Source organism: Nonomuraea sp. CA-218870, assembly GCF_050936535.1.
Taxonomy (GTDB): domain Bacteria; phylum Actinomycetota; class Actinomycetes; order Streptosporangiales; family Streptosporangiaceae; genus Nonomuraea; species Nonomuraea corallina.
In genome coordinates, this window is record NZ_JBNJMN010000001.1 from 4,101,142 (window position 1) to 4,122,099 (window position 20,958).

Genomic DNA, 20,958 nt, shown 5'->3' on the forward strand with positions numbered 1-20,958 from the left:
CGGTGAAGGCGGTTGTCATGGCGGGCGGCGAAGGCACCCGGTTGCGGCCGATGACGGCCAACCAGCCCAAACCCCTGCTTCCCGTGGTCAACCGTCCGATCATGGAACACGTGCTGCGCCTGCTCAAACGGCACGGCATCACCGAGACCGTGGTCACGGTGCAGTTCCTGGCCGCGCTGGTGCGCAACTACTTCGGCGACGGCGACGAGCTCGGCATGCGCCTGCAGTACGCGACCGAGGACGTGCCCCTGGGCACCGCGGGCAGCGTCAAGAACGCCGCCGCCCGGCTGCGCGACGACCGGTTCCTGGTCATCTCCGGTGACGCGCTCACCGACATCGACCTGACCGACATGATCCGCTTCCACCGCGAGACCGGGGCGCTCGTCACGATCGGCCTCAAACGGGTGCCGAACCCGCTGGAGTTCGGCATCGTCATCGTCGACGAGGCCGGGCGGGTGCAGCGCTTCCTGGAGAAGCCCACCTGGGGCCAGGTCTTCTCCGACACGGTCAACACCGGCGTCTACGTCATGGAGCCCGAGGTGCTGGGCGACGTTCCCGGCGGCGAGCCCGCCGACTGGTCGGCCGACGTCTTCCCCCGGCTGCTGGAGCGCGGCGCCCCCATCTACGGCTACGTGGCCGAGGGCTACTGGGAGGACGTCGGCACCCACGACAGCTATCTCAAGGCCCAGGCCGACGCCCTGTCCGGCAAGGTCAGCCTGGACATCGGCGGCTTCGAGGTGTCGCCCGGCGTGTGGGTGGCGGGCTCGGCCTCGGTCGAGCCCGACGCGGTGCTCAAGGGGCCGCTGTTCATCGGCGAGTACGCCAAGGTCGAGGCCGGCGCCGAGCTGCGCGAGTACACGGTGCTCGGCAACAACGCGGTGGTGCGCGAGGGCGCCTTCCTGCACCGCGCGATCGTGCACGACAACGTCTACCTCGGCCCCGGCACCCACCTGCGCGGCTGCGTGATCGGCAAGTCCACCGACGTGATGAGCGGGGCCCGCATCGAGGAGAACGCGATCATCGGTGACGAGTGCGTCATCGAGGCGGAGGCGTACGTCTCCAGCGGGGTCAAGATCTACCCGTTCAAGACCATCGAGGCCGGCGCGGTCGTCAACACCAGCGTCATCTGGGAGTCGCGCGGCCAGCGCGGGCTGTTCGGCCCGCGCGGCGTGAGCGGGCTGGTCAACGTCGAGATCACGCCCGAGCTGTGCGTCCGGCTGGCCAGCGCCTACGCCACCACGCTCAAGAAGGGCGAGCACGTCGTCATCTCGCGCGACGCCTCGCTGGTCGCCCGGGCGTTCAAGCGGGCCGTGATCGGCGCGCTCAACGCCAGCGCGATCAACGTGCACGACCTGGAGGCCGCGCCGCTGCCGGTGGCGCGCTTCCACACCTCCAGGTCCACCGCGGCCGGCGGCATCACGCTGCGCACCACCGCCGGAGACCCGCAGAGCGTCGACATCGTCATCATGGACGACGGCGGCGCCGACCTGTCGCCCGGCGCCCAGCGCAAGCTGGAGCGCGTCTTCTCCCGCCAGGAGTTCCGCCGCGCCTTCCCCGGCGAGATCGCCGAGCTCACCTACCCGGCCAGGGCGGTCGAGGACTACACCCACGAGCTGCTGCGCCGGATCGACATGACCGGCGTGCGCGGGATGAAGGTGGTGGCCGACTGCGCGGGCGGCACCTCGTCGCTGGTGCTGCCCAGGCTGCTCGGCCGCGCCGGCATCGAGGTGCTCACCGTCAACGCCGTGCTGGACGACCTGTCGCCCACCGAGACCATCGCCGAGCGCCGCCGCGACCTGCAGCGGCTGTCGGAGCTCGTCAGCTCCTCACGGGCGGCCTTCGGGGTCAGGTTCGACCCGGTGGGGGAGCGCATCGCGCTGGTGGACGAGCAGGGCCAGCTCATCAGCGAGGAACGGGCCCTGCTGGTCGTCCTCGACCTGGTCGCCGCCGAGCGCCGCGGCGGCCAGGTGGCGCTGCCCGTCACCACCACCCGGGTCGCCGAGCAGGTGTGCCGCTTCCACGGCGTGCAGGTCCGCTGGACCGCGACCGCCGTCGACGCGCTCACCTCGGCCGCCGCCGACCCCGGCATGATCTTCGCGGGCGACGGGCGGGGCGGGTTCGTGGTGCCCGAGTTCAGCGCCGCGATCGACGGGCTGGCCGCCTTCATGCGGCTGCTCGGGCTGGTGGCCCGCACCCGGCTCTCACTCAGTCAGATAGATGCCAGGATCCCCGAGGCCCGGCTGCTCAAACGGACGATCCCGACGCAGTGGGCGGCCAAGGGCGCGGTGATGCGCTCGGTCATCGAGGCGGCCGAGTCCAGCCCCGACGGCTACCGGATCGACACCACCGACGGGGTGCGCGTCGTCGGCGGCGACGGCAGCTGGGTGCTCATCCTGCCCGCGGCCACCGAACCGATGACCGATCTGTGGGCGGAGGCCGCCGATGTCGACACCGCGCAGATCCTGCTGGAACACTGGGCCCGGGTGGTGGAGGAGGCGACATGATCCACACGACGTCGCGTTCTGTCCTCGATTTGTCGGGAAGGACCGCAAGATCGTAATGTTAAGACGCGCGGCGGCATGGACCTTCAGGTGGGGGCGGTTGTAACTTTGTCAGCGTCCGAACCTGTCATCCAGCGCCCCGCCTTGACCTTTGCCGCTGATCAGCGTAAGTTGCGGCATTCGCAAAAACGTGAAGAGCGAAGCGAGGCGCGCCCCGAGCACGTTGCCGCGACTTCGCGGTAGGAGGCCGAGCCGATCGATGCCGAGCGTCTACTGCACGCAGTGCGGGCATGCCAACCCCGAGGATGCCCGTTTCTGTTCCCGTTGTGGGACCCAGCTGACCAGACCCGAGGTCTCCGGGGACACCACATCGACGATCTCCGTCGCGGGAATAGAGGCGTACGAGGCTGAGACCGGCGACATGCTGCTGGCCGAGCGGGCTCTGGTTGAGCAGCTCCCGCCCGGCGCCGCGCTGCTCACGGTCACCCGGGGGCCCAACCAGGGGAGCCGTTTCCGGCTCGACAAGGACCTCACCACTACGGGTCGTCATCCGGAGAGCGACATCTTCCTCGACGACATCACGGTCTCGCGCCGTCACGTCGAGTTCTACCGCCACCGCGGGGGCCAGTTCTCCGTGCGCGACGTGGGCAGCCTCAACGGCACCTACGTCAACCGCGAGCGGATCGAGGAGGTTCCGCTCCACTCCGGCGACGAGGTGCAGATCGGCAAGTTCCGGCTGCTGTTCCTGATGCGGGCCACCGCCGGCGCATGAGCTCACAGGCGGCACGCTCGCACATGAGCATCGGGGAGGTGCTCGCCCTGCTGCAGGGCGAGTTCCCCGACGTCACCATCTCCAAGATCCGGTTTCTGGAGGGCGAGGGGCTGATCGAGCCCGAGCGCACCCCGTCCGGTTTCCGCAAGTTCACCCACCTGCACGTGGAGCAGCTCCGCTACATCCTGACCGAGCAGCGCGACCACTACCTGCCGCTGCGGGTCATCAAGGACAAGATGGCCGAGAACTTCGGCCGTCCCCGCGCGCTGCAGGAGACGCAGGAGGTCAGGCTCACCCGCGCCGAGCTGCTGGAGGCCGCGGGGCTCGACGAGGAGACGCTCACCGAGCTGGAGGACTACGGTCTGCTGGCGCCGGTGGTCCGGCGCTACGACGAGGAGGCGCTGAAGATCGCCCGCGCCGTGGGCGGGCTGGCCAGGTTCGGCCTGCACGCCCGTCACCTGCGCGCGGTCAAGGCCGCGGCGGAGCGGGAGGCGGGCCTGGTGGAGCAGACGGTCGCCCCCATCCTCAAACGCCGCAAACCCGGCGCCATCGGCGAGGCCGACGAGGCGGCCAGAGAGCTGTCCGCGCTGCTGCTCGATCTGCATGCCGCGCTGCTCCGTACGGGGGTTCGCGGGGTTCTGGGCCGATGAGCGGCCTGCGGGACATTCAGGGCCCGGCGGGTGTTACGTTGAAATGCAGAAGCGGACCAGCGATGACCTGAGCCGGGCCACCGGCCAGTCGAATATGGAGCAGCCCGTGTTGCAGATGGAGGTCGTGGGCGTCCGGGTAGAGATGCCCACCAATCAGCCGATCGTTCTGCTCAAGGAGGCACACGGGGACCGGTTCTTGCCCATCTGGATCGGCATGACCGAAGCGACGGCCATAGCGCTGGCCCAGGCCGACGAGCCGCCGCCCCGGCCGCTCACCCATGACCTGTTCCGGGACGTGCTGAGCGCGCTGGGCGTGGGCCTGCGCGCCGTCAACATCGTCGCCCTGCGTGACGGCATCTTCTTCGCCGACCTGGTGTTCTCCAACGGCGTAGAGGTGAGCGCGCGTCCCTCCGACTCGATCGCGCTGGCGCTGCGCACCGGCGCCCGCATCTTCGCCAGCGAGGAGGTGGTCCAGGAGGCCGGTGTGATCATCCCCGATGACCAGGAGGACGAGGTGGAGAAGTTCAGGGAGTTCCTTGACACGATCTCACCTGAGGACTTCGGCCGGGCGGGGTAGGTATTTCAGTGCATTTACGCTTCACGACGCGCCGAGCCGGATCGTTGACTGAGCATGGTCACAGTCCTACGGTGCAAGTGAAACCCGTGGTCGACCTTTTACGAACCCCCAGATGAGGCCACGGGATGAGAGAAAGCCGGAGGTCCGCGTGGCGGTCAGCAGCGGCGAGGGAAAGACGGCCGGCCAGGAAGATCCGGTGCGGCGCGAGAGTGCGCGGCAGCGTGCCGGAGAGCAGGGACTGCTCTTCGACGAGAAGCCTGCCACGCTGCCGGACGACATCGGATACCGCGGGCCCACGGCCTGCGCGGCGGCCGGCATCACCTACAGGCAGCTGGACTACTGGGCGCGCACCGGCCTGGTGGAGCCCACGATAAGAGCCGCACAGGGCTCCGGCTCCCAGCGCCTCTACAGCTTCCGCGACATCCTGGTCCTGAAAGTCGTCAAACGGCTCCTCGACACCGGAGTCTCCCTCCAGCAGATCCGTACCGCCGTCCAGCATCTGCGCGACCGCGGGGTCGCCGACCTCGCGCAGATCACGCTGATGAGCGACGGCGTCAGCGTCTACGAGTGCACCTCGGCCGACGAGGTCATCGATCTTCTCCAGGGCGGGCAGGGCGTGTTCGGCATCGCGCTCGGCCGGGTCTGGCGCGAGGTCGAAGGATCCCTCGCGGAGCTGCCGGGGGAACGGGCGGCGGTCGCGGACGACGTCCCGGCCGACCATCCCGCTGACGAACTGGCCCGGCGCCGGCGCGCGCGCCGCACCGGTTGACCGCCCCGTAACACCCCAATCCGGGTCGAGGCTGTAATCTAGGACATGCTGACGACCCCGTGCGGGAGAGACCCCGGCACGACCGGGGCGCCGAAGGAGCAACCCTCCCCGGAATCTCTCAGGCGCCCGTACCGCTCGGGTGAGGCAACTCTGGAAAGCAGGTGCGCCCGCCAGGCGCACTTCACCGACGGTGCAAGCCCTGTGCGGGTGAAGCTCTCAGGTCGTCATGACAGAGGGGGAGATCCGGCATAAGCCCGCGCCCAGCGCCGGTCTCCACAGCCTCGGGAGGCGTCTTCCATGACCGACCTGTCAGCACCGCCGTTCTCCAGCCGGCACATCGGGCCCTCGGCCGCGGAGCAGCAGCGCATGCTCCAGACCGTCGGGTTCGAGTCGGTCACGGACCTCGTGGCGGTGGCCGTGCCCGAGGCCATCAGGATCAAGGACCGGCTCGACCTGCCGCCCGCCGCGAGCGAGGCCGAGGCCATCGCCGAGCTCCGCGCGCTCGCCGGCCGCAACCAGGTGCTCACCTCGATGATCGGCCTGGGCTACCACGACACCGTCACGCCCGCCGTCATCCGCCGCAACCTCCTGGAGAACCCGGGCTGGTACACCGCCTACACCCCGTACCAGCCGGAGATCTCGCAGGGCCGGCTGGAGGCGCTGCTGAACTTCCAGACCGTCGTCTCCGACCTCACCGCGCTGCCCGTCGCCGGCGCGTCCCTGCTCGACGAGGCCACCGCGGCGGCCGAGGCCATGACGCTGGCCCGCCGCGCCGGCAAGGCCAAGAGCCCCGTGTTCGTGGTCGACGCCGACGCGCTGCCGCAGACCAAGGCGGTGCTGGCCACCCGCGCCGAACCGCTCGGCATCACGCTCGTCGAGAGCGACCTGACCGGTGACCTGCCCGAATGCTTCGGCGTGCTCGTCCAGTACCCCGGCGCGTCCGGGCGGCTGCGCGACTTCCGGGCCGTGGCCGAGCGGGCGCACGAGGCCGGCGCGCTCGTCGTGGCCGCCGCCGACCTGCTGGCGCTCACGCTCGTGGCCGCGCCGGGCGAACTCGGCGCCGACATCGCCGTCGGCTCCTCCCAGCGGTTCGGCGTGCCGTTCGGCTTCGGCGGGCCGCACGCCGCCTACATGTCCGTACGCGAGGGACTGCAGCGCCAGATGCCCGGCCGCCTGGTCGGGGTGTCGGTCGACGCCGACGGCGCGCCCGCGTACCGGCTGGCCCTGCAGACCCGCGAGCAGCACATCCGCCGCGAGAAGGCCACCAGCAACATCTGCACCGCGCAGGTGCTGCTCGCCGTCATCGCCGGCATGTACGCCGTCTACCACGGCCCCGACGGGCTGCGCCGGATCGCCCGCCGGGTCCACCGGCACGCAGCCGCGCTCGCCGAAGGGCTGCGCGAGGGCGGCGTCGAGGTGGTGCACCCGGACTTCTTCGACACCGTGCTCGCCCGCGTCCCCGGCCGGGCGGCCGCCGTCGTCGCCGCCGCGGCCGAACGCGGCGTCAACCTCTGGCAGGCCGACGCCGACCACGTCTCCGTCGCCTGCGACGAGAAGACCGGCGCGGCCGAACTGGTCAAGGTGTGGGCGGCCTTCGGTGTCGAGCGCACCGCCGCCGCGCTCGGCGAGGCCGGCGACGCGCTGCCCGCCGCGCTGCTGCGCGAGTCGGACTTCCTCACCCACCCGGTGTTCAACACCCACCGCAACGAGACGTCGATGCTGCGCTACCTGCGCAGGCTCCAGGACAAGGACATCGCGCTCGACCGTTCGATGATCCCGCTCGGCTCCTGCACGATGAAGCTGAACGCGACCACCGAGATGGAGCCCATCACCTGGCCCGAGTTCGCCGGCGTTCACCCGTACGCGCCGGAGGCGCAGGCGGTCGGCTACGGCGAGCTGATCCGGACGCTGGAGGACTGGCTCGCCGAGGTCACCGGCTACGACCGGGTCTCCATCCAGCCGAACGCGGGCTCCCAGGGCGAGTTCGCCGGCCTGCTCGCCATCCGCGCCTACCACCGCGCCAACGGCGACACCGAGCGCGACGTGTGCCTCATCCCGTCGTCCGCGCACGGCACCAACGCCGCCAGCGCCGTCATGGCCGGCATGCGGGTCGTGGTCGTGGCCTGCGACGACGACGGCAACGTCGACCTGGCCGACCTCGACGCCAAGATCGACAAGCACCGTGACCGGCTGGCCGCCATCATGGTCACCTACCCGTCGACGCACGGCGTCTACGAGGAGGCCATCACCGAGGTCTGCGCCAAGGTGCACGACGCCGGCGGTCAGGTGTACGTCGACGGGGCCAACCTCAACGCGCTCGTCGGCCTGGCCAAGCCGGGCGAGTTCGGCGCCGACGTCTCCCATCTCAACCTGCACAAGACGTTCTGCATCCCGCACGGCGGCGGCGGGCCCGGCGTCGGCCCGGTCGCCGTCCGCGCCCACCTCGCCCCGTACCTGCCCGGCCACCCGCTGCGCGACGGCTCGCCGGTCGGGCCCGTCTCCGCGGCGCCGTACGGGTCCGCCGGGATCCTGCCGATCTCGTGGGCGTACATCAGGATGATGGGCGGCGACGGCCTCACCGCCGCCACCGAGCAGGCCATCCTGTCGGCCAACTACCTCGCGCGCAGGCTCGCCCCGCACTACCCGGTCCTCTACACGGGCCGGGGCGGGCTGGTCGCCCACGAGTGCATCGTCGACCTGCGGCAGATCACCAAGGAGACCGGCGTCACGGTGGACGACGTGGCCAAGCGGCTCATCGACTACGGCTTCCACGCGCCGACCATGTCCTTCCCCGTCGCCGGCACGCTCATGATCGAGCCGACCGAGAGCGAGGACCTGGCCGAGCTGGACCGGTTCGCGGACGCGATGATCGCCATCCGGGAGGAGATCGCCAAGGTGGCCTCCGGGGCGTACGACAAGACCGACAACCCCCTGCGGAACGCCCCGCACACCGCCGAGGCGCTGACCGCCGACGACTGGACGCACCCGTACACCCGGTCCGAGGCGGGCTACCCGGTGGCGTCGCTGCGCGAGGGCAAGTACTGGGTGCCGGTGCGGCGCATCGACCAGGCCTACGGCGACCGCAACCTGGTGTGCTCCTGCCCTCCGCTGGAGGCGTACGAGGACTGACCGGCTCTCGGGGGAGTCCGCCCCGGGCGGTGCTCGGCACGCCCGGGGTGTCGGTTCTACCCGGACAAATGGGCTGATCCTGGGGTGGCGGAACGGGGTAAGCCGGACTAAACGGGCGGCGAGCAGACCGATGGGGGCAACCGAGCAGACATGATCGTGAGAACTCGTTAGGCTCGGGACGATCGTCGCCGAAGGAGCTCTCTTGACGTTCTCAGAGCTGGAGACCTCGCCGCTCGACACCGCCCGCCGCCTCGCCGAAGGCGGTGACCTCGACGGCGCCGCCGCCATCCTCGCCGAACTCGCCGCGCAGCCCGACAGCCCTGACCGGGCGCAGGCCGCCGTCGGGCTGGCCGTGGTGCTCGACCAGCGGGGCGACGTCGAGGGAGCCCGCGCCGCGGCCAGGACGGCGCTGGCCACCGGCCATCCCGAGTTCGCCGCCCAGGCCGCCTGCCACCTGGCCCAGGGGTTCGAGCGCGAGGGGCGGCCCGAACAGGCGCGCGGGGCCTGGCAGGCGGTGCTGGGGGTCGGCACTCCCGCGTACGTGCCCCTGGCCCACCTGGCGCTGGCCCGGCTGGCCGGGGAGGTCGGCGACTACGACGAGGCGGAAGCCGAGCTGCGCGCCGCCATCGAGACGGGTCACCGCGACCTGTCCGCCGACGACGACGATGAGCGGCTCGAGAACGAGCACTACGAGAACGCCGGGCAGTCAGGGGCCGGCGAGAGGGCCCTCGACGACGCCCGCGCGCAGGACGCCCGTGGGCCGGCGGCGGAGGCGCGGGTGCACGCCGCGCAGCAGCTCGCCGACCTGCTGATCGAGCGCGAGGAGCCCGGTGAGGCCGCCGACGTGCTGATCGACGCCCTTGAGGCCGCCTCCGGCGACGACGCGGCCCGGCTGCGCGTGCAGCTCGGCATCGCGCACCTGGAGATGGCCTGCGCGGAGTTCGCCGGGGCGCTGGAGGAGGGTGGCGAGGCGCAGGTGAGCGCGCTGGCGATCGAACTGCTGGCGCGTACGCTCCCGCTGCGCGGCCGGGACGACGCCGCCGGTCAGGTGTGGGCCTACGGGCTGGACCACCAGGACGAGACGCTGGCGGCGGAAGTCCGGCTCCGTTACGAGCGCTGAGGCCAGACGTGAAGGTCCTTCGGGGAACCCCCGGGTACCGTGACGTGTGTCCGCCCGGCCTGCCGTGGACCAGCGGTCGGCACGCGCGTTCCGCCCCCGTAGCCGGGATGGGCCGTATGCCTCCCTGATTGCCCGGTTGGTGCTGACCGGGGCCGGCGGGGGCGATCCGGGTTGTCAGGCCGGGTGCGGCCGGCCCGGCCGGAGGCGCGGTGGGTCGTCAGGGGCGGCGCATGAGGGCTCCCGCGGCGGCGATGTTGATCAGGACGATGGACAGCCACGCGATGATCAGTCCGGCGGTGCCCGCCTGGCTGGCGATGGCCGTCAGCGGGATGCCGATGGCCATCGAGCCCAGCGCGACCGGCACGATGGAACGCGGGTTGTCGCCCTTCGGCTTGCCCTCCTTGCCGCGCCGCTTGAGCTCCGCTTCGACCCGGGCCGTGATCGTCGCGTCGAGCCGGTCGGCCAGCGAGTCGACCAGGGCGGACTCGTAGTCGGGGCCGAGATCGCGGCGGGCGTCGATCGTCGCCCGCAGTTCGTCGCGGACATCCCTCTCCTGCTGCATGCATGACATCCTGCCGTGCCGGGGACGCGCCGTCATCAGACCTGGGAGCCATGTTGGGCTCCTCCCCAGGTACGGTGCTGCCATGGAGATCATGACCCCCCGGGGGCCGGCGCGGGTCGACGTCGAGGAGGGGGACGACGCCCGGCTCCTGCTGGTGCTGACGCACGGGTCGGCCGGGGGAGTGGACGCGCCCGACCTGCTCGCGGTGCGCGAGGCGGCGCTCGGCGTGGGGGCCGCGGTGGCCAGGGTGACGCAGGCGTTCCGGGTCGCGGGGGCGCGGGCGCCGGGGCCGGCCGAGCGGCAGGACGAGGCGTGGCTGGCCGTGCTGGGCGAGCTGCGCGCGCGGCGGCCGGGTCTGCCACTGGTCCAGGGCGGCCGGAGCAACGGGGCGCGGGTGGCCTGCCGGACCGCGCGGGCGGCCGGGGCGGTGGCGGTGGTGGCGCTGGCGTTCCCGCTGCACCCGCCCGGCAGACCGGAACGTTCCAGGGCGGACGAGCTGCGCGGCGCCGGAGTCGATGTGCTGGTGGTGAACGGTGACAGGGACCCGTTCGGGGTGCCGGACGCGGCGGACGCGACGCGGCTGGTGGTGCTCCCGGGTGAGGGGCACGATCTCAAGAAGCGCCCCGCCGTGGTGGGCGAGGTGGTCGCCGACTGGCTGACCCGATATCTCGGGTAACCGGCCGGCGGTCGCGCTGCTCGTGGTGGCTCAGGCTGCCCCGACCAGCGGGTCGGGGCGGTGCGGGGCGATGGCGGTCCCCCCGGGCAAGAGCTCACCGGTGTCCTCGAACAGGACGACGCCGTTGCACAGCAGGCTCCACCCCTGCTCGGGGTGGCAGGCCAGGGTACGGGCGGCTTCGCGGTCAGGCGCGTCGGCAGACGGACAGACCGGGTCGTGCGGGCACATCGGCGTGCCTCCGATATCTCGTGTGGATGGCTCCCGATCGAGGGGGCCGGGAGCGGCTCGGACGTACTCTTTCCAGCAAGTGTGCGATGTGCGTCACACGTTCCGACATAGCCCATTCGGACTGTTAGGGGAGGATGCCCCCGGGCGTGTGACCTCCGACACAGCGTGCCTTATGCAGGATAACGGGCCAAGCATGACACGCACACTAGGTTTGGAGCCCTCGGAGCAAAGCTTCGAGCCCGCGTTCGAAGTCGGCGTCGGCCTGCCGGTCGCGGCGCACCCACTCGTCCACCTCGGGGTCGGCCCAGCCGGAGCGCTGCACCTCGACGGCGACGCTGCCGAAGACGAAGGCCCGCAGCGTGCGCACCGCCTCCTCGGCGTCGGGCAGCCCTCCGTCGGCGAGCTGCTCGATCTGCTCCCCGACGGCGATGGCGGTGGCGCCCTTGGGCGGCTTGGTGAGCGCCAGCGCGAGCACGCCGGGGTGCTCGCGCAGCAGCTCCCGGCCCGCCCTGCACCAGGCCCGCGCCGTTTCCTGCCAGGTCGCGCCCTGGTCCACGTGGATGGCGGTGACGTGCTCGGCCAGCGCGTCCATCAGCGCCTCCTTGCCGCGTGGCAGGTGGTGGTAGATGGCCATGGCCTCGACCTGAAGGGCGTCGCCGAGCCGGCGCATGGTGAGCCTGCGCAGGCCCTGGGTGTCGGCGATGTGCAGGGCGGCCTCGATGATGCGCTCGCGGGACAGGGGGACGGGCGGTCGCTTGGCGGGCATGGTGATCATCTTACTATGTAAAGGGCCTGGCGCGCGGGAGGCCTCGCCGGACCGGTTACGGGACGGCGGCGCGGAACGCGTACCCTGGTCGCTGACAAGAACGGACAGCGTGAAGGGCAGAGTCGATGGCGTTTTTCCGTCCGCGGGTGAGCCGCGAGGCCGAGGTCCGCTACCACGCGGATGTGGAGATCTCCAAGAGCTTCCCCCAGCTGCTCGACCAGGCCAGGGAGGCGGAGCGGGTGGTGCGTGAGCTGCGCGCCGCCGACGCCGACGAGATCGAGCTGCTGGCCGCGGGCCGGGCGTTCGACAAGGCGCTGACGGAGGCGCTGCGGGCGGCCGAGGCGGGGCAGCGGGCGGCGTTCGGGGTGAAGGCCTACGACGACCGCATCGCCCGCCGCAAGGCCAGGGCGACGCCCAAGGGCGCCCAGTGGACGCGAGAGGTGGACCGCCTGCGCACGCTCCGCGAGGAGAACCGGATGTGGGGCATCCCGCGCGTGCCGCCCCCGGTGCCCTCCGCCAGGTGATCCTCCAGGCCCCCGGCCGCGGTGACGCGGAGAGCCCCGGTTCACCAGGCTGGGACGCCGAAGAGCCCCGGCACGCGCCGGGGCTCTTCGATGTTCACGGGGTCAGCTCGCCCAGTCGAGCAGGGGACGGGTGTTGCTCGGGTGGCGGAGCTTGGACAGCGACTCCTTCTCCAGCTGGCGGATCCGCTCCCGGGTGAGCCCGAGGTGCTTGCCGATCTCGTCCAGCGTGTGCGGCTTGCCGTCGATGAGGCCGAACCGCAGCGCCATGATCTTCGCCTCGCGCGGCGACAGGTTCTGCAGCACGCCCCGCAGCTGGTCGCCGAGGAGCTGCCGGTCCACGATCTCCGACGCCTCCGGCGAGTCGACGTCCTCGATCAGGTCGCCGATCGTGGTCTCGCCGTCCTCCCCGATCGTCGCGTTGAGCGAGATCGGCTGGCGGCTCGTCCGCATCAGCTCCTCGATCTGGTCGGGCGTCTTGTCCAGCTCCTTCGCCAGCTCCTCCGGGGTGGGCTCGCGGCCCATCCGCTGGTGCATCTCACGCTCGACGCGCGACAGCTTGGAGAGCATCTCCAGGACGTGCACCGGCAGCCGGATGGTGCGGGCCGAGTCGGCGAACCCGCGCTGGATCGCCTGGCGGATCCACCACATGGCGTAGGTGGAGAACTTGAAGCCCTTGGTGTAGTCGAACTTCTCCACGGCCCTGATCAGGCCCAGGTTGCCCTCCTGGACGACGTCCAGCAGCGACATGCCGCGGTCGGTGTACTTCTTGGCCACCGAGACCACCAGCCGGAGGTTGGCCTCCAGCATGTGGTCCTTGGCCGCCCTGCCGTCCTCCGCCACGAGCCGCAGCTCCTCGCGGTCCTCGTCGGACAGGTCCGGCTCGCTCTCCAGCTTGTACTCCGCGTACAGGCCGGCCTCGATCCGGCGGGCCAGCTCGACCTCCTCGGCGGCGGTGAGCAGGGTGCGGCGGCCGATGGACTTCAGGTAGGTGTGCACCGAGTCGCCCATGGCGGACTGGGTGTCGTCGAGGTCGAGCGCCTCGTGCTCCAGCTCCGCCTCGTCCGGCTCGATCGCGACGTCGTCGGGCGCGGCGTCCGGCTGCGGGCCGACCGGCTGGGAGTCGATCTCGGCCTTTGCCTCCGGGGCCTTGGAGTCGGTAGTCTGTGAGCGCGTGCTCTTCCTGGTGGGGCGCTTCGTGTCAGGCTTGTTCACGGGCTTTCTGGCAGCCTTCTTCGGGGCGGCGGAGTCGTCCTCGGCGGCCAGGTTCACCCCCGACTCGGAGAGCTCGCGCAGGATCGAACGGCCCTGGGCGGGGCTGATGCCCGCTTGGGCGAAAGCGTGGCGTAGCTCCGCGAGGGAGAGGCGGCCCTGGGCTCGCCCTCGGTCGATCAGATCCTCGAGGGTGGTGGTCGGGGCCACGGCGGTTCGGGGCATGAGGACACCTCCTCCATACGGAGTGCAAGCAAAAGTAGGCGTGTGGCGGCGCGGCCCCGGCTCCGGCCGCTTTACTCACCAGTATCAATAACGCCGTCCGGCGAGATTTGTTCCCGCGGCCAGGGAGCGGCGGGAAAAAGGGCGGACCCCCGGCGGGCGGCACGCCCAGACGGCCCAGGTCGGACTACGCGCCCTGGCGATCCACGCACACCACCCGCCCGGTCCGGTCGTGCTACTCGCCGATCTCGAACTCCCCGACCTCGGGCATGGGCATCGGCTGCGCGTCCTCCAGCCGCTCGTCGCTCCAGTAGCGGAGCACGTCCTGCGGGTCGGGGTTGATCTCGGTGGACACCACGACGTCGGCCGGCACCGAGGGGGACGGGTCCTGCTCGACGACTGCCCTGGTCGACTCTCTGACCTGGTCGAGCCTGCCCGCCGAGGCGGCCGCCGCGACCCAGACGCCGCCGGCGACGACGACGCCGACCACGGCCGCGGATGCCCACGTCTTGCGGGACTGGTTCATGAAGGCTCCCTCCCTGTCCCCACTATGACGCATCCGCACATCCATCAGGTTCCGGACTTCAGCCTCAGGAGATCAGGTTTTCCGTTGGGCAGCAGGGGGAGCCGGGGAAGCAGACGCAGGTCGCGCGGCGCGGCGTGCGGCGGCAGCCGGTCGGCGCAGTAGGCGCGCAACTGCGCGAGTGTGGGCGGATTCACAGGATCGGCCGGTACGACGACGGCCACGACCACCTCGCCCCACTCCAGGTCCGGGCGGGGGACCACGGCCACGTCGGCGACCTCGGGGTGGCCGCTCAGCACCCCGGCCACGGCTCCCGCCACCACCTTCTCGCCGCCGGTGTTGATGACGTCGTCGGCCCGGCCCAGCACCCGCAGCCGGCCGCCGGACAGCTCGCCCAGGTCGGAGGTGACGAACCAGCCGCCGTCGAAGGGGGCGGGCTCGCCGGAGCGGTAGCCGGAGAACAGCACCGGCCCCGAGATCCGGATGCGCCCGTCCGCGCCGATCTTCAGATCTACATTGTAAAGGGGGCGGCCGTCGTACACGCACCCGCCGCACGTCTCGCTCATCCCGTACGTGGTCACGATCGAGGCACCCAGCTCGCGGGCCTCGTCGAGCAGGCCGAGGCGCGGCGCCGCGCCGCCGAGCAGGATGGTGCGGAACCCTGACAGGTCGGCGCCCAGCTCGACCAGCCGGTGCAGCTGCGTCGGCACCAGTGACACGTGGTCGGCGCCCGAGTCGAGCACCGCCCGCGCGTCGAAGCGGTCGTGCAGGATCGGCTCGCTGTCGCAGAGCAGGGAGCGCACCAGCACCTGCAGCCCCGACACGTGCGCGGGGGGCAGGCAGCACAGCCACCGCTCGCCCTTGGCGGCCCCCAGCCTGCGCAGCGAGGCCGCCGCCGAGGCGCGCAGCGCCGTGGCCGACAGCATCACGCCCTTGGGCGCGCCCGTGCTGCCGCTCGTCGCGATCACCACCGCCACGTCCGGCGGCACGCCCAGCCCGTCGTCGCGGGGCTCCCCGTCGACGTGGGTGGGCCGCAGCGCCGCGATGGCGGCGTCGGCCTGCCCCGGCGTGAGCGGCAGCACCGCGGGGCCCTCACCCGACAGCGCGGCCCTGATCGCGGCGAACAGCTCGGGACCGGCCGGACGCACCACCGCGTGCAGCGGCCGGTCCGGATGCGACGGGTTCCTCCACATGCTCGTAAGGTTAATGGCGTCAGAACGGACGGCGGCGGCAGGGAGGGTCGTGACGCGTTCTCCCGTGGTGTTCCGGATTCCGATGCGCACCAGGTTCCGCGGACAGACCGTCAGGGAAGGGGTCCTCGTGCGCGGGCCCGCCGGCTGGGGAGAGTTCTCGCCGTTCCCCGAGTACGGGCCGCGCGAGTGCGCCCGCTGGCTGGCGTGCGCGCGCGAGGCCGCCTTCGACGGCTGGCCGGAGCCGGTGCGCGACACCGTCCCCGTCAACACCACCGTGCCCGCCGTGGGCCCCGAGCAGGCGCACGCCATGGTGCGGCGCTCCGGCTGCGGCACGGCCAAGGTCAAGGTGGCGGAGCGGGGCCAGAGCTTCGCCGACGACCTGGCCAGGGTCGAGGCGGTGCGGGACGCGCTCGGCCCGTCCGGCAGGCTCAGGGTGGACGTCAACGGCGCCTGGGACGTGCCGGAGGCGGTGCGCCGGCTCAAGGAGCTGAGCCGGTTCGACCTGGAGTACGCCGAGCAGCCGTGCGCCACCCTCGACGAGCTCGCTGCCGTCCGGCGGGCGTGCGACGTGCCGATCGCGGCCGACGAGTCCATCCGCCGCGCCGAGGACCCGCTCCGGGTCAGGGCGGCGGAGGCGGCCGACATCGCGGTGGTGAAGGTCCAGCCGCTGGGCGGGGTCCGCGAGGCGCTGCGCGTCGTCGAGGCGTGCGGGCTGCCCGCCGTCGTGTCCAGCGCCGTGGAGACGTCCGTGGGGCTGGCCGCCGGGCTGGCGCTGGCCGCCGCGCTGCCCGAGCTGCCCTACGCGTGCGGGCTCGGCACGATGACCCTGCTGGAGGGCGACGTGGTGGCCGACTCGCTGGTCCCGCGGGACGGCGAGCTGGCCGTGCGCCGTCCGGACGTGGACCCCGGGCGGCTGTCGGCATTCGAGATCGATTCTCCGTCGTGGCTGCGGCGGATGCAGGAGGCGTCACTGTGAACCCCGCCACCGCGCTGGCCACGGTCCTGATCGACGAGCTGGTGCGCTGCGGCCTCACCGACGTCGTGATCGCGCCCGGCTCCCGCTCCGCGCCGCTGGCGCTGGCCGTGCACGCCGAGTCGAGGCTGCGCCTGCACGTGCGCGTCGACGAGCGGTCGGCGTCGTTCCTCGCACTCGGGCTGGCCAAGCGCACCGGCCGCCCGGCGGCGGTGATCTGCTCCTCCGGCACCGCCGCGGCCAACTTCCACCCGGCGGTGATCGAGGCCGGCGAGTCCGGCGTGCCGCTGCTCGTGCTGACCGCCGACCGGCCGCCCGAGCTGCGCGGCACCGGCGCCAACCAGACCATCGACCAGCTCAAGCTGTACGGGACGGCGACGCGCTGGTTCGCCGAGGTCGGCGTCCCGGAGGACCGGCCCGGCCAGGTGGCCTACTGGCGGTCGCTGGCCGGACGGGCCTACCAGCGCGCGCTCGGGCCCGGCGACCCGGGCCCGGTCCACCTCAACCTGCCGTTCCGGGAGCCGCTGCTGCCCGACGGCGACGACTCCTGGTGCGAGCCGCTCGACGGCGGCGCGAACGGCCCGTGGGCGCGGCTGCGCGTCGCGCCGCCGCCGGTCGCCCTGCACCTCCCGCCGACCAGGCGCGGGGTGCTCGTGGTCGGTGACGGCGCGCCCAACGTGCGCCGGTACGTGGCCGCGGCGGGCATGGCCGGCTGGCCGGTGCTGTCAGAGCCCCAGGGTGGCGGCCGTTACGGCGACCACGCCGTCTCCACCTACCACTTCCTGCTCGGCCTGCCGGAGTTCGCCGCGGCCCACGCGCCCGACGTGGTCGTCACGCTGGGCCGGCCCGGCCTGTCGCGGCCGCTGCTGTCGTGGCTGCGGCGGGCCCCGGAGCACATCGTGGTCGCGCCCGACCTGAACCGCTGGCCCGACCCGACCCGCTCGGCCACCCAGGTGGCCGAGGCGGTGGAGATCCCGGTGGCCGCGGGCGACGACGACTGGCTGCACGCCTGGCGGCGGGCCGACCAGGCGGCCAGGGCGGCCCTCGACGAGGTGCTCGACTCGTCCGGGCTGAGCGAGCCGAGACTGGCCCGCGACCTGGTCGACGCGCTGCCGAACGGGGCGCTGCTGTTCTGCGGCTCCTCCATGCCGATCCGGGACCTGGACCAGGCGATGCGCCCGCGGCGCGGCATCCGGCTGATGGCCAGCCGCGGCGCGTCGGGCATCGACGGGCTGGTGTCGACGGCGATGGGGGCGGCGCTCGGCCACCAGGGGCCCTCCTACGGGCTGATCGGCGACCTGTCGTTCCTGCACGACCAGAACGGCCTGGTGCTCGGCCCGCGGGAGCCGCGCCCTGACCTGTGCCTGGTGGTGGTCAACAACGACGGGGGCGGCATCTTCTCGCTGCTGCCGCAGGCGGCCGTGCGCGACCCGTTCGAGCGCGTCTTCGGCACCCCGCACGGGGTGGACCTCGGCTACGTCACGGCCGCGACCCGCACCCCGCACACCCTCGTCCAGGACGTCTCCGAGCTGCCCAAGGCGCTGCGCGGGGAAGGGCTGCGGGTGGTGGAGGTGCGCACGGACCGCGAGGCCAACGCGCTGGTCCACGAGCGGATGAAGGACGCCGCGCAGGAGGCGGTGCGCGCCGCGCTCGCCTGATCAGCCGGACGGCGCGCGGAAGTGCCGGTCCAGGCCGGTGACCCGGATGAGCCGGGCCGTCATGGGCGGCACCCCGGCCAGCGTCAGCAGGGCCTCGCGCTGCCGGGCGCGCTCATGGACCGCCACCAGTGCGCCCAGGCCGGCCGCGTCGATGAAGGTCAGCGCGCCCAGCTCCAGGACGATCCGCCCGGGACGGGCGGCCCCGTCCATCAGCTCGAACAGGTGATCGCGCAGTAGTTCCCGCGAGGCGAGGTCCAGCTCGCCGGTCACCGCGACGGTCACGACGCCTTCGCGCACGCTCGTCGTCAGGTGGAACGCATCCATGGGACCCCCGCCCGTGTCCGTGGCCGAAGCGCGGGCGGCTGCCGGGGGTCCGGCCGCCCGTCCCCGGAGGCCGCCGGTGTGAGGTCCGGGGGTGGCGCGGGGCTGGGCGGCGCATGCGTCGCCGCGCGTTGTCAGGCTGGAGTGTAGCGGCGCTATGGCGTATTTCGCCGGAAGAACCCGAATATTGGGGAGTCGTACGGTTCAACGCTCGATGAGCGTGACCTCCAGCGAGTAGTGCGAGGCCCGGTAGACGTGCGAGCCGTGCTCGACGGCGCGGCCCTGGTCGTCGTAGGTGGTGCGGACCATGGTCAGCAGCGGGGCGCCACGCCGCTCGGCCAGCAGCCTGGCCTCCGTCTGGCTGGCCGCCCGCGCGCCGATCCGCTGGTTGGCCACCCGCATCCGCACGCCCGCCCCGCGCAGCAGCTCGTACAGGCCGCGGCCCTCCAGGCCGTCGGAGGTCAGCGGGGCCAGCCCCAGGGGCAGCCAGTTGTGCAGCAGCGCCAGCGGCTCCCCGGCGGCGAACCGGAGCCGCTCCAGGTAGAGCACCTCGGTGCCGGGCTCGACGCCGAGGATGCCGGCGATCTCCTCGTCGACCGGCCGGGGCTCCAGCCGCAGCACCTGCGTGGCCGGCTCCTGCCCGGAGCGGCGCAGGTCGTCGTAGAGGCTGGTCAGCTCCACCGACCGCTTGACCTGGCCGTGCACGACCTGGGTGCCGACGCCACGCTTGCGTACCAGCAGGCCCTTGTCGACGAGATACTGGATCGCCTGGCGGATCGTGGGCCGCGACAGGCCCAGCTTGTCGGCCAGCAGGATCTCGTTGTCCAGCCGGGAGCCGGGGGCCAGGTCGCCCTTCCTGATGGCCTCGGCGATCTGCTCGGCCACCTGGAAATAGAGCGGCACGGGGCTGGATCGATCCAGGTCGATCGCCAGGTTCGCGGTCATGCGGATCAGATTAGCTCAGGTCAGAATGTCCAGACAAATATCTCTTCCGCTGGTGCGGGGGCGGTTTCCCGCCGGCTGATCCCGTTCTGTCATGGTGGTCGTGGACGACCGCTTCTCCTGGGGGACCGATGGACGCGACCGAACTGCTCGACACCGCCGCCGAGGCCGCCAGAGCGGTGGGACCACGGCTGCGCGAGGCGTTCCGGTCGCGGCCGCAGGTGGCGCTCAAACGCGACTTCCACGACCCGGTGACCGAGCACGACAAGGCGGCCGAGGAGACCATCAGGGGCGTGCTGGAGAGCCGCTTCCCCGGCAGCGTGATCGTGGGGGAGGAGGGCGGCAGGACCGGCTCGGGCGAGCCGGTCTGGTACGTGGACCCCATCGACGGCACCGCCAACTTCGCGTCCGGGCTGCCGTACTTCTGCGTGTCGATCGCCGCCGCGGTGGCGGGGGAGCTGGTGGCCGGCATCGTGTACGACCCCGTACGCGAGGACGAGTTCACCGCCGCGGCCGGAGGGGCCTGGTGCAACGGCGAGCCCATCCGCAGCGCGGGCGCGGTGCGCGACCGGGAGGCGACGCTGCTGTGCGGGTACCCCTCGCCGCTCGACCTGGAGACGGACGGCGAGGAGGGGTTGCGCCGCTACGGCCGGATGGTCGAGGCGTTCGCGTCCGTGCGCAGGCCCGGCAGCACCGCGCTCAACCTGGCGCACGTCGCGGCGGGCTGGGCGGACGCCGTCTACGGCACCCGCGCCCAGCCGTGGGACGTGGCGGCGGGCGCCCTGCTGGTCCGCCGGGCGGGCGGCGTCTACCTGGGGGATCCTCTCGCCCCCGGCGACTATCTCGCGCACGTGGGCGGTTTCGACCTGGAGTCGTCCGCGCTCGCCGGGACGGACGTCCACAAGCGCTAGGCCCGCGCGGGTCAGCGGGTGTCCAGCAGCGAGGGGAGCTCCGCCAGGGTCGTGATGCGGGGGAAGCCCTCCGGGGCGGGGGAGAGGCCCAGCCGGTCGAGCCAGACCGAGCGCATGCCCGTCGCCGCCGGCCCCGTCACGTCGTTGGCGATGTCGTCGCCGACCAGCAGCACCTCCTCGGGCCGCAGCCCGAGCGCGGACGCCGCCGCCGTGTAGCAGGCGGCGGCCGGCTTGAAGCAGCCGCCCAGCACCTCGCCCGTCAGCACCGGGCCCGCCAGCCCTTCCAGGCCGATGGAGCGGACCTTCTCCTCCTGGATCTCCTGGGTGCCGTTGGTCAGCACCCCGAGCCGGAACCCGTCCAGCGCGGCCAGCGCCGGCGCCGCGTCGGGGAAGGCCACCCAGCCCCGCCGGTAGTGCTCGGCGAACCCGGCGAAGCCCGCGTCCAGGTCGGCGGGGGCCTCGATCGACAGCTCCGCGCAGAACGCCAGGACCCGGCGGCGCCGCTGCTCCTGCAAGGAGCACTCGCCGGCATGCCAGGCCGCCAGGTGCGGCCCCTCAAGCGCCTCCCACAGCGCGCCGGCCTCGCCGAGCCGGGGGTGGCCGGGGGCGCGCTCCGCCACCCAGGCGCCGATCGCCGTGTCCGCCGCGGTCCGGTGGTCGAGGAGGGTGCCGTCCAGGTCGAACAGGATGCCGTGGATCACGGGTCCATCCTGACAGCCTTTCCCGCGGCGG

Annotated in this window: 21 protein-coding genes and 1 riboswitch; of the genes, 12 read left to right on the forward strand and 9 right to left on the reverse strand. The window is 72.5% G+C overall.

Annotated elements, in window-relative coordinates; genetic code table 11:
* The first annotated feature begins 2 nt into the window (after positions 1 to 2).
* From ACQEUU_RS19825 to ACQEUU_RS19855, 7 genes are all read left to right on the forward strand, one after another.
* Positions 3 to 2,504, forward strand: a complete 2,502-nt coding sequence (locus ACQEUU_RS19825) for a sugar phosphate nucleotidyltransferase (protein ID WP_433067976.1) — start codon at positions 3 to 5, stop codon at positions 2,502 to 2,504.
* Positions 2,505 to 2,760: 256 nt separating this feature from the next.
* Positions 2,761 to 3,273 (forward strand): FHA domain-containing protein, encoded by a 513-nt coding sequence (locus ACQEUU_RS19830; RefSeq protein ID WP_433067977.1) that lies wholly within the window; start codon positions 2,761 to 2,763, stop codon positions 3,271 to 3,273.
* Positions 3,274 to 3,296: 23 nt separating this feature from the next.
* On the forward strand, positions 3,297 to 3,923 hold the full coding sequence (gene ftsR / locus ACQEUU_RS19835; RefSeq protein ID WP_270156499.1) for a transcriptional regulator FtsR: 627 nt from the start codon (positions 3,297 to 3,299) through the stop codon (positions 3,921 to 3,923).
* A 106-nt stretch (positions 3,924 to 4,029) separates the two neighbouring features.
* Entirely contained in the window at positions 4,030 to 4,500 is a 471-nt protein-coding gene (locus ACQEUU_RS19840; RefSeq protein ID WP_270156498.1) for a bifunctional nuclease family protein, read from the forward strand.
* 148 nt (positions 4,501 to 4,648) lie between these two features.
* Entirely contained in the window at positions 4,649 to 5,269 is a 621-nt protein-coding gene (locus tag ACQEUU_RS19845) for a MerR family transcriptional regulator (RefSeq protein WP_270156497.1), read from the forward strand.
* A 52-nt stretch (positions 5,270 to 5,321) separates the two neighbouring features.
* Positions 5,322 to 5,413, forward strand: a riboswitch (glycine riboswitch).
* 153 nt (positions 5,414 to 5,566) lie between these two features.
* Positions 5,567 to 8,398 carry an aminomethyl-transferring glycine dehydrogenase gene (gene gcvP / locus ACQEUU_RS19850; RefSeq protein ID WP_433067979.1) on the forward strand — a complete coding sequence of 944 codons (2,832 nt, stop codon included), beginning with the start codon at positions 5,567 to 5,569 and terminating at the stop codon, positions 8,396 to 8,398.
* Positions 8,399 to 8,600: 202 nt separating this feature from the next.
* On the forward strand, positions 8,601 to 9,518 hold the full coding sequence (locus tag ACQEUU_RS19855; protein ID WP_433067980.1) for a hypothetical protein: 918 nt from the start codon (positions 8,601 to 8,603) through the stop codon (positions 9,516 to 9,518).
* 217 nt (positions 9,519 to 9,735) lie between these two features.
* On the opposite strand, the gene ACQEUU_RS19860 is transcribed toward ACQEUU_RS19855, so the two are convergent.
* On the reverse strand, positions 9,736 to 10,080 hold the full coding sequence (locus ACQEUU_RS19860) for a hypothetical protein (RefSeq protein WP_433067982.1): 345 nt from the start codon (positions 10,078 to 10,080) through the stop codon (positions 9,736 to 9,738).
* 82 nt (positions 10,081 to 10,162) lie between these two features.
* Between ACQEUU_RS19860 and ACQEUU_RS19865 the strand changes: the two genes are divergently transcribed.
* Positions 10,163 to 10,756, forward strand: a complete 594-nt coding sequence (locus tag ACQEUU_RS19865; RefSeq protein WP_433067984.1) for an alpha/beta hydrolase family protein — start codon at positions 10,163 to 10,165, stop codon at positions 10,754 to 10,756.
* Between the two features lie 30 nt (positions 10,757 to 10,786).
* On the opposite strand, the gene ACQEUU_RS19870 is transcribed toward ACQEUU_RS19865, so the two are convergent.
* Together ACQEUU_RS19870 and ACQEUU_RS19875 are read right to left on the reverse strand one after the other, a co-directional pair.
* Entirely contained in the window at positions 10,787 to 10,984 is a 198-nt protein-coding gene (locus ACQEUU_RS19870; RefSeq protein WP_148031957.1) for a DUF5999 family protein, read from the reverse strand.
* Between the two features lie 205 nt (positions 10,985 to 11,189).
* On the reverse strand, positions 11,190 to 11,750 hold the full coding sequence (locus ACQEUU_RS19875) for a TetR/AcrR family transcriptional regulator C-terminal domain-containing protein (RefSeq protein ID WP_433067986.1): 561 nt from the start codon (positions 11,748 to 11,750) through the stop codon (positions 11,190 to 11,192).
* Positions 11,751 to 11,875: 125 nt separating this feature from the next.
* On the opposite strand from ACQEUU_RS19875, the gene ACQEUU_RS19880 reads away from it, so the two are divergent.
* A complete protein-coding gene (locus ACQEUU_RS19880; RefSeq protein WP_433067988.1) occupies positions 11,876 to 12,274 on the forward strand; it encodes a hypothetical protein in 399 nt (132 codons plus the stop codon).
* Positions 12,275 to 12,376: 102 nt separating this feature from the next.
* On the opposite strand, the gene ACQEUU_RS19885 is transcribed toward ACQEUU_RS19880, so the two are convergent.
* From ACQEUU_RS19885 to ACQEUU_RS19895, 3 genes are all read right to left on the reverse strand, one after another.
* Positions 12,377 to 13,708 carry an RNA polymerase sigma factor gene (locus ACQEUU_RS19885; protein WP_433067990.1) on the reverse strand — a complete coding sequence of 444 codons (1,332 nt, stop codon included), beginning with the start codon at positions 13,706 to 13,708 and terminating at the stop codon, positions 12,377 to 12,379.
* A 232-nt stretch (positions 13,709 to 13,940) separates the two neighbouring features.
* On the reverse strand, positions 13,941 to 14,231 hold the full coding sequence (locus ACQEUU_RS19890; protein ID WP_433067991.1) for a hypothetical protein: 291 nt from the start codon (positions 14,229 to 14,231) through the stop codon (positions 13,941 to 13,943).
* Positions 14,232 to 14,275: 44 nt separating this feature from the next.
* A complete protein-coding gene (locus tag ACQEUU_RS19895) occupies positions 14,276 to 15,421 on the reverse strand; it encodes an AMP-binding protein (protein ID WP_433067992.1) in 1,146 nt (381 codons plus the stop codon).
* A gap of 13 nt (positions 15,422 to 15,434) precedes the next feature.
* Here ACQEUU_RS19895 and ACQEUU_RS19900 point away from each other — a divergent pair, with 13 nt between their 5' ends.
* Together ACQEUU_RS19900 and menD are read left to right on the forward strand one after the other, a co-directional pair.
* Complete coding sequence (locus ACQEUU_RS19900) at positions 15,435 to 16,397, forward strand: o-succinylbenzoate synthase (RefSeq protein ID WP_433067994.1); 963 nt, start codon at positions 15,435 to 15,437, stop codon at positions 16,395 to 16,397.
* Entirely contained in the window at positions 16,394 to 18,052 is a 1,659-nt protein-coding gene (menD, locus tag ACQEUU_RS19905; protein ID WP_433067996.1) for a 2-succinyl-5-enolpyruvyl-6-hydroxy-3-cyclohexene-1-carboxylic-acid synthase, read from the forward strand. Before ACQEUU_RS19900 ends, menD begins: the two co-directional genes overlap by 4 nt.
* On the opposite strand, the gene ACQEUU_RS19910 is transcribed toward menD, so the two are convergent.
* Both ACQEUU_RS19910 and ACQEUU_RS19915 read right to left on the reverse strand, forming a co-directional pair.
* Positions 18,053 to 18,376, reverse strand: a complete 324-nt coding sequence (locus ACQEUU_RS19910; RefSeq protein ID WP_433067998.1) for an STAS domain-containing protein — start codon at positions 18,374 to 18,376, stop codon at positions 18,053 to 18,055.
* 201 nt (positions 18,377 to 18,577) lie between these two features.
* Positions 18,578 to 19,318: a GntR family transcriptional regulator gene (locus ACQEUU_RS19915; RefSeq protein WP_433068000.1), complete on the reverse strand. Its 741-nt coding sequence runs from the start codon at positions 19,316 to 19,318 to the stop codon at positions 18,578 to 18,580.
* A 128-nt stretch (positions 19,319 to 19,446) separates the two neighbouring features.
* Between ACQEUU_RS19915 and ACQEUU_RS19920 the strand changes: the two genes are divergently transcribed.
* Positions 19,447 to 20,226, forward strand: a complete 780-nt coding sequence (locus ACQEUU_RS19920) for an inositol monophosphatase family protein (RefSeq protein WP_433068002.1) — start codon at positions 19,447 to 19,449, stop codon at positions 20,224 to 20,226.
* A gap of 11 nt (positions 20,227 to 20,237) precedes the next feature.
* Here the strand turns inward: ACQEUU_RS19920 and ACQEUU_RS19925 are convergent, their stop codons facing one another.
* Complete coding sequence (locus ACQEUU_RS19925; protein ID WP_433068004.1) at positions 20,238 to 20,927, reverse strand: HAD family hydrolase; 690 nt, start codon at positions 20,925 to 20,927, stop codon at positions 20,238 to 20,240.
* Positions 20,928 to 20,958 lie beyond the last annotated feature (31 nt).

What these genes read in the sequence shown, in the direction of transcription:
- ACQEUU_RS19875 (WP_433067986.1), bottom strand. Translation starts at nt 11,750, where the DNA reads ATGCCCGCCAAGCGACCGCCCGTCCCCCTGTCCCGCGAGCGCATCATC.
- gcvP (WP_433067979.1), top strand. Translation starts at nt 5,567, where the DNA reads ATGACCGACCTGTCAGCACCGCCGTTCTCCAGCCGGCACATCGGGCCC.
- ACQEUU_RS19860 (WP_433067982.1), bottom strand. Translation starts at nt 10,080, where the DNA reads ATGCAGCAGGAGAGGGATGTCCGCGACGAACTGCGGGCGACGATCGAC.
- ACQEUU_RS19830 (WP_433067977.1), top strand. Translation starts at nt 2,761, where the DNA reads ATGCCGAGCGTCTACTGCACGCAGTGCGGGCATGCCAACCCCGAGGAT.
- ACQEUU_RS19870 (WP_148031957.1), bottom strand. Translation starts at nt 10,984, where the DNA reads ATGTGCCCGCACGACCCGGTCTGTCCGTCTGCCGACGCGCCTGACCGC.
- ACQEUU_RS19920 (WP_433068002.1), top strand. Translation starts at nt 19,447, where the DNA reads ATGGACGCGACCGAACTGCTCGACACCGCCGCCGAGGCCGCCAGAGCG.
- ACQEUU_RS19900 (WP_433067994.1), top strand. Translation starts at nt 15,435, where the DNA reads ATGGCGTCAGAACGGACGGCGGCGGCAGGGAGGGTCGTGACGCGTTCT.
- ACQEUU_RS19885 (WP_433067990.1), bottom strand. Translation starts at nt 13,708, where the DNA reads ATGCCCCGAACCGCCGTGGCCCCGACCACCACCCTCGAGGATCTGATC.
- ACQEUU_RS19890 (WP_433067991.1), bottom strand. Translation starts at nt 14,231, where the DNA reads ATGAACCAGTCCCGCAAGACGTGGGCATCCGCGGCCGTGGTCGGCGTC.
- ACQEUU_RS19895 (WP_433067992.1), bottom strand. Translation starts at nt 15,421, where the DNA reads ATGTGGAGGAACCCGTCGCATCCGGACCGGCCGCTGCACGCGGTGGTG.
- ACQEUU_RS19910 (WP_433067998.1), bottom strand. Translation starts at nt 18,376, where the DNA reads ATGGATGCGTTCCACCTGACGACGAGCGTGCGCGAAGGCGTCGTGACC.
- ACQEUU_RS19915 (WP_433068000.1), bottom strand. Translation starts at nt 19,318, where the DNA reads ATGACCGCGAACCTGGCGATCGACCTGGATCGATCCAGCCCCGTGCCG.
- ftsR (WP_270156499.1), top strand. Translation starts at nt 3,297, where the DNA reads ATGAGCATCGGGGAGGTGCTCGCCCTGCTGCAGGGCGAGTTCCCCGAC.
- ACQEUU_RS19880 (WP_433067988.1), top strand. Translation starts at nt 11,876, where the DNA reads ATGGCGTTTTTCCGTCCGCGGGTGAGCCGCGAGGCCGAGGTCCGCTAC.
- ACQEUU_RS19865 (WP_433067984.1), top strand. Translation starts at nt 10,163, where the DNA reads ATGGAGATCATGACCCCCCGGGGGCCGGCGCGGGTCGACGTCGAGGAG.